Here is a 6,525-nt window from a genome sequence, read left to right as displayed (position 1 = left end):
GACGAGGGGAACCTGCGGAAGTTCGTCAACGTCTTCGTCGCCGACGACGACGTCCGCTTCCTCGACGGCCTCGACACCAAGGTCCCCGACGGCGAGACCGTCGCCATCATCCCCGCCGTCGCCGGCGGCTGACCGGATCGGTCGGTGACGACCGGAAGGGCGTGGGTTCCGGTCCGAGCGGAGCGCCAGCGGAGCGGTCACCAGGCGGACGTGCACACGCTCCGTGCAACGGGCCGGCGAGGACAGCGACGAAGGAGCCGACGAGCCGGCAAGGTGCCTAGCAGTCCGGGGTTGCGAGTGCTGATCTGAGGTGCTTGGCTGTTAGCAGTCTCTGTCCGAGACTGCTAACTCACGTTCTCCCCGCCTGCACCAGGAGGCACAGCAACCGATGGCCAAGATGATCGCGTTCGACACCGAAGCACGTCGAGCACTGGAAGCGGGCATGAACAAGCTCGCCGACGCCGTCCGCGTCACCCTCGGCCCGAAGGGCCGCAACGTGGTCCTCGACAAGAAGTTCGGTGCCCCCACGATCACCAAGGACGGCGTCAGCGTCGCTCGCGAGATCGAGCTCGAGGATGGCTTCGAGAACATGGGCGCTCAGCTGGTCAAGGAAGTTGCGACCAAGACCAACGACGTCGCCGGTGACGGCACGACCACGGCGACGGTCCTGGCCCAGGCGATGGTCCACGAGGGCCTGCGCAACGTGGCCGCGGGCGCCAACCCGATGCAGCTCAAGCGTGGCATCGACCACGCGGTCGAGCGCGTCGTCGAGGCGATCGCGCAGAGCTCGCGGGACATCGAGACCCAGGACGAGATCGCGCACGTCGCGTCGATCTCGGCCAACAACGACGCCGACATCGGCAAGGTCATCGCCGAGGCGATGGACAAGGTCGGCAAGGACGGCGTCATCACCGTCGAGGAGAGCCAGACCTTCGGACTGGAGCTCGACTTCGTCGAGGGCATGCAGTTCGACAAGGGCTACATCTCCCCGTACATGGTGACCGACACCGAGCGCATGGAGGCGGTCTTCGACGAGCCGTACGTGCTGATCGCCAACCAGAAGATCAGCGCGGTCCACGACCTGCTGCCGGTGCTCGAGAAGGTCATGCAGGGCGGCAAGCCGCTCATCATCGTGGCTGAGGACGTCGAGGGCGAGGCCCTGGCGACCCTGGTCGTCAACAAGATCCGCGGCACGTTCCAGTCTGCGGCCGTCAAGGCGCCCGGGTTCGGTGACCGCCGCAAGGCCATGCTGCAGGACATCGCGATCCTGACCGGTGGCCAGGTCATCTCCGAGGACGTCGGGCTCAAGCTGGAGAACGTGGCGCTGGACCTGCTGGGTCGGGCCCGCAAGGTCACGATCACCAAGGACAACACGACGATCGTCGAAGGTGCTGGCTCCGACGACGACATCCAGGGTCGGATCCGTCAGATCAAGACCGAGATCGAGAACACCGACTCGGACTGGGACCGCGAGAAGCTGCAGGAGCGGCTGGCCAAGCTGTCCGGCGGCGTCGCTGTCGTCAAGGTCGGAGCTGCGACCGAGGTCGAGCTCAAGGAGAAGAAGCACCGCATCGAGGACGCGCTGTCCGCGACGCGGGCCGCGGTCGAGGAGGGCATCGTCGCCGGTGGTGGCGTGTCCCTGCTGCAGGCCGGCACCGCGCTGGAGAAGCTCGACCTCGAGGGCGACCAGAAGACGGGCGCCGAGATCGTGCGCAAGTCGCTGTCGTCGCCGCTGTACTGGATCGCCGCGAACGCCGGCTACGAAGGCAGTGTCGTGGTGGAGAAGGTCCGCGGCCTGAACCCAGGTGAGGGTCTGGACGCCATGACCGGCGAGTACGGCGACATGATGCGGTTCGGTGTGCCGGACCCGGCCAAGGTCACCCGGTCGGCGCTGCAGAACGCCGCGAGCATCGCCAGTCTGCTGCTGACTACGGAGACCATCATCGCCGACAAGCCCGAGCCCAAGGAGGACGCGGGCGGCGGTCACGGCCACGACATGGACGCCGGCATGGGAGGCATGGGCTTCTAGCCCACCCGGCACGAGGTCCATCCGAACGGGCGGCTCATGGCCGCCCGTTCGTGCTGTGTGCGATGTGACCCAAGCCGACGAGGAGGGGTCGGAGATCCGGAGGACCACGGCTTGACAGGGATCGGGCTTCCGCGGGTGTGGGGGCTGGGCTACCATGTGCAGGCGGTGGCGCCGCGTGGTCCATGGTGTCGCGGCAGGCACACGTCGACATGCCCTGTCGAGGGCGGCGGGCGGCCACAGATCCGGTGCCACCGGCGCAGTCGAAGATGTCCGAGGAGGCCGCATCATCGCGTCGATCGAGAGCGGCGGGGCCCGGCCCCGCGACCGTGACGCGCACGACGCCACCGCACCAGTCAGCAGCGCCACCACGCCCGACGAGCTGCTGATCGCCGCCGTCGAGCTCATCGCCGACACGGTCGACGCTGTCGAGCCCCGCGCAATGCGCAAGCGCCTGCTGTCCGGGCTCGTCGATGACCTGGGCTTGGATGCCGCGATCCTGTGGACCCAGCTCGACGACGGCCTCACCCTGTTGCACAACGTCGGGTTGAGCAGCGAGCTGACAGAGCTCTTCGCGGCCTGGCCTGCGGGATCGGCTGCCGACCGTATGGCGCGGTCGGTGTCGGACTCGCGTGAACGCCTCGCCGTCAGCCACGCGCCCGTGCAGGGCCTCGACCAGACGCTGTACATCATGGCACTGCCCGAGCCCGCGACCGAGATGCTCGGCGTATTGGCCAGTCGACCGATCGACGACAGGTTCGCGCGCCTGCTCGCATCGCTGGGGCGCGCGTACTCGTCGGCGTTGCGCCAGGCCGCGCTGCTGCGCGACAATCAGCGGATCGTCGACGCGATGGTCGACGAGCTGCGGCCCGCGGACGTCGTCCTGCCGGACGGCTACACCGTCGGCCACATGTACCGCTCGGCGACCGCGAACGTCCCGATCGGCGGCGACCTGTACGACTGGTTCTGCACCGACAGGGGTCAGCTCGGTGTGGCCGTGGGGGACGTGTCCGGCAAGGGGATGCAGGCGGCCAGCCGTGCCGCGATGGCCGTCCACTCGCTGCGGGCGCTCGCTCTGCCCGGGGCCGCGCCCCACGTCATGGCCCAGATGCTCAACGCGATCGTCGTCGGGCAGTCGCCCTCGGAGAGCTTCGTCACCCTGGCCTACCTGCGCATCGACCCCACGACCTCCGACGTCGAGTTCGTCCTGGCCGGGCACCCGCCGCCGATCGTGGTGCGCGGCGACGCGGTCGAGGTGGTCGACGTGCCGGCGGACCTGCCGCTCGGCGTCGACGACCAGGCCACGTTCGGACCACACGAGACCCGCCTGGAGCCGGGGGACCGGGTCGTGCTCTACACCGACGGCGTCACGGAGGCACGTGAGGGTGGGAGCGGACCGTTGCTGGGGCTCGCCGGCCTGGTCGGCCTGCTGTCGGACGCTGGAGGTGGCACGGCGCAGCAGATCGCGGACGCCGTGTGGACCGGCGTGCAGCAGTTCACGGCGGGTGACACGACCGACGACTGCGCCGTCGTGGTGTTGGGGCGCGACTGAGCCAGGGGGCTCATCCGGGCCGGCGGCCGAGTCGCTCGACGAACCAGGGCAGGGTGCGTGCGAGCCCGTCGGCCAGCGGGGTCTTGGGCTCCCAGTCGAGCACCCGGCGTGCCAGGGTGATGTCGGGGCAGCGCACCGTCGGGTCGTCGACCGGCCGCGGGTGGAGCTTGACGCCCGGGTGCCGGCCGACCACGTCCTGGATCATCTCGGCGAGCTCGAGGATGGTGTGCTCCTCGGGGTTGCCGATGTTGACCGGGCCGACCTCGTCGGACACCAGCAGGCGCAGCAGGCCGTCGACCTCGTCGTCGACGTAGCACAGCGACCGCGTCTGCGATCCGTCGCCGTGGACCGGCAACGGCTCGTTGCGCAGCGCAGCGCTGAAGAACGCGGGCACGGCACGCCCGTCGTCGACCCTCATCCTCGGCCCGTAGGTGTTGTGGGCCATCACTCCACTTCCAGCCCAGAAGTTCTCTCGGCCGGGCACGCAGAAGTCGTACACGACGTCGCTGGCGGGCACCTCCTCGATGGCGGTCACCCGGGCCCAGACGATGTCGCCATGACGGCGTGCGTTGAGACGCTGGTCCGTCCCACGCGGCCACTCGAGGGGGCTCCACGGGGCGACGTTGCACATGGTGAGGCGCCAGAACGGATAGGTCCGATCTCCGGTTCGTTGCCGGAACGTCGTCTCGTCGCGACCGACCGACGGCACGAGCCCGTACCGGGCCAGCGCCACCAGCAGATCGTCCTTGAGTCGGGTCGACGTCGTGGAGAACTCGTGGCGTCCCTGCGCGATCTTCGCCCCCGAATGCACGCCGTCGCCCTCACGATACCCCTCGAGGAACGACGCAAGCCGCTCGAGGGGAAGCCCGAGGATCCAACCAGGGATCCCCTTGTCGCCTATCGGGAACTCGAGGTGGTCCAGCAACAGCAGGAGGAGCTCGGCATGGATGAAGACGGCGGCGCTGCGTGCCGCCGAGCCTGGCGCTGACACGACATGCAGGTTCAGGTCACGCTCGAACACCTTGCGCGCCCTGTCGAGGATGGCGGTGTCGTCGCCGGAGATCGTGATGAACGCACTGCGTCCCGGCTTGCGGAAGCAGGCGCCTTCAGCCACATAGAGTCCGAGTGTCCACAGCAGCTCGTCACTGACCGCGATCCGGCGCGGCAGGAACGCGCGGGTTCCGCTTCCCGCCAGTCGGACGTGCCCGCCCTCCGGCACCGCGATCCCGAGACGCTGCAGCACTGCCAGCGGCGCCTCGCCCTGTCGTCGCCACCGGTCGACCGTGTTCCAGCAGGCAGACCGTGGTCGACCGCGGCTGACCAGCGTGGCGGTGAGCTCGTGCCGTCTGGCGAACACCGCATCGCCGATGCCGGGAGCCCGCACCATCAGGTCCCACGGGTCGCGACCGGCGTCCCGCCACACGTCAACCATGTCGACGTGCCAACGGTCGCGGCTGGGGACGTCGATCCGCGCAGCGATGGCGATGTGGTCGCCCACGTTCAGGTCGTCGACCGTGCGGGCTTCGGGTTGACCGTCGGCTCCCTCGGCGAACAGGCTGTGGTCGCCCGTGACGCGGATGCTGCGGCCGTATCGGGTCGAGACCTCGTAGCACCGCGACGCGGTCGGATGCCCCTCGAGAGCGATCGCCTCGGCAGCGGCGACGGCGCCGTTGGCGTCGAAGGCGGGGACCGTGTAGCCCGACAGCGGGACCCTGTCGCCGATGCGCCGCGCAAGATGACCAATCGGCTCGCGGCGCAGCGACGTACCGTCGTCGTACAGGACCTGTTCGTCGGCGAGGACGGAGTTGAAGATCCTCGCGATCCTCACCTGGACGCCGTGCTCGCGGTGGTAGGCGAGTGCCATGGCCTCGGCGAAGCGCTTGGCCTCGTCGTACACACCGCGCGGGCCGATCGGGTTGACGTTGCCCCAGTAGTCCTCCGGCTGCGGCGACACTGTGGGATCGCCGTAGACCTCGGAGGTTGAGGCGAGCAGGAACCTGGCGTCCTTGGCGCGTGCCAGCCCGAGTGCCTTGTGGGTGCCCAGCGACCCGACCTTCAGGGTCTGGATCGGCCACTTCAGGTAGTCGACGGGTGAGGCGGGCGACGCGAAGTGCAGGATCGCGTCGACGCGGCCGGGCACGTGCAGGAAGTCGGTGACGTCGTAGGACACCAGCCGCAGCTCACCGGTGCCGATCAGGTGGTCGAGGTTCGACGCCCTGCCGGTGATGAAGTTGTCGATCGCCGTGACGTGCGCGCCCAGCTTCAACAGGCGCTCGCACAGGTGGGAGCCGATGAAGCCTGCGGCGCCGAGGACAACGACCCGGCTGCCGTGCAGATCATGGAGGTTCATGTGTGCCCGTCCTTCGAGAATGCCCACAAAGGCTATAGGGTCGCGACCGCATCGGGTTCGCCGGCCGCATACAGCGAGGTGCACGTGCCTGTCTTCCCCAGCACCGAGTGGATGGACGCGTTCTGTGCGCAGCTCGTCGCACACCCGCGCGCGGGCGACGCCGCGACGCGGCTGCGCGGGGTGTACCGGTTCGTCGTCGACCCGAGCGGGCCGCTGGTCGCTCGCCACACCTATGAGATCCGTCTGGCAGCCGTCGACTCCGGTGTCCGCGCGGAGCGGCTGCGTGATATCGCGGACAGCCCCCGTGTGGTGGTGCGGACCGACTACAGCCGCTGGCGGCAGCTGCTGGAGGGACGCCTGGACGTCGGCCCGGCGCTGCTGTTCGGGCACCTGCGCATCAGCGGCGACATGGCGGCTCTCGTGGGCTCGCGGACCGACATCGACGTCCTGGTGGAGGCGTTGCGCGAGGTCGACACGACCTGGCTGGACGCGATCACCTGATCGTCTCCCTGCGCGCCACCGATCCGACGCCGTCCCGTCCCACGGCGCCATCCCGGAGGATGACGGACGACCGTCGATGTCCGGCCGCGAACGACG

At 69.2% G+C, this 6,525-nt stretch carries 4 protein-coding genes; 3 read left to right on the top strand and 1 reads right to left on the bottom strand.

All coding sequences use genetic code 11. From position 1 onward, the window contains the following. Positions 1-388 precede the first annotated feature (388 nt). A complete protein-coding gene (gene groL, locus VK923_11680; GenBank protein ID HSJ45332.1) occupies positions 389-2,029 on the top strand; it encodes a chaperonin GroEL in 1,641 nt (546 codons plus the stop codon). Between the two features lie 175 nt (positions 2,030-2,204). Next, on the top strand, positions 2,205-3,578 hold the full coding sequence (locus VK923_11675) for a PP2C family protein-serine/threonine phosphatase (GenBank protein ID HSJ45331.1): 1,374 nt from the start codon (positions 2,205-2,207) through the stop codon (positions 3,576-3,578). A 10-nt stretch (positions 3,579-3,588) separates the two neighbouring features. On the opposite strand, the gene VK923_11670 is transcribed toward VK923_11675, so the two are convergent. After that, positions 3,589-5,928 carry an NAD-dependent epimerase/dehydratase family protein gene (locus VK923_11670; protein HSJ45330.1) on the bottom strand — a complete coding sequence of 780 codons (2,340 nt, stop codon included), beginning with the start codon at positions 5,926-5,928 and terminating at the stop codon, positions 3,589-3,591. A gap of 84 nt (positions 5,929-6,012) precedes the next feature. Here VK923_11670 and VK923_11665 point away from each other — a divergent pair, with 84 nt between their 5' ends. Further along, positions 6,013-6,429 carry an SCP2 sterol-binding domain-containing protein gene (locus VK923_11665; protein ID HSJ45329.1) on the top strand — a complete coding sequence of 139 codons (417 nt, stop codon included), beginning with the start codon at positions 6,013-6,015 and terminating at the stop codon, positions 6,427-6,429. The last annotated feature ends 96 nt before the right edge of the window (positions 6,430-6,525 follow it).

The sequence above is a fragment of the Euzebyales bacterium genome (genome assembly GCA_035461305.1).
GTDB lineage: Bacteria > Actinomycetota > Nitriliruptoria > Euzebyales > JAHELV01 > JAHELV01.
The sequence above is the reverse complement of the archived record's forward strand: the minus strand, read 5'-3'. Positions and strand labels throughout refer to the sequence as shown.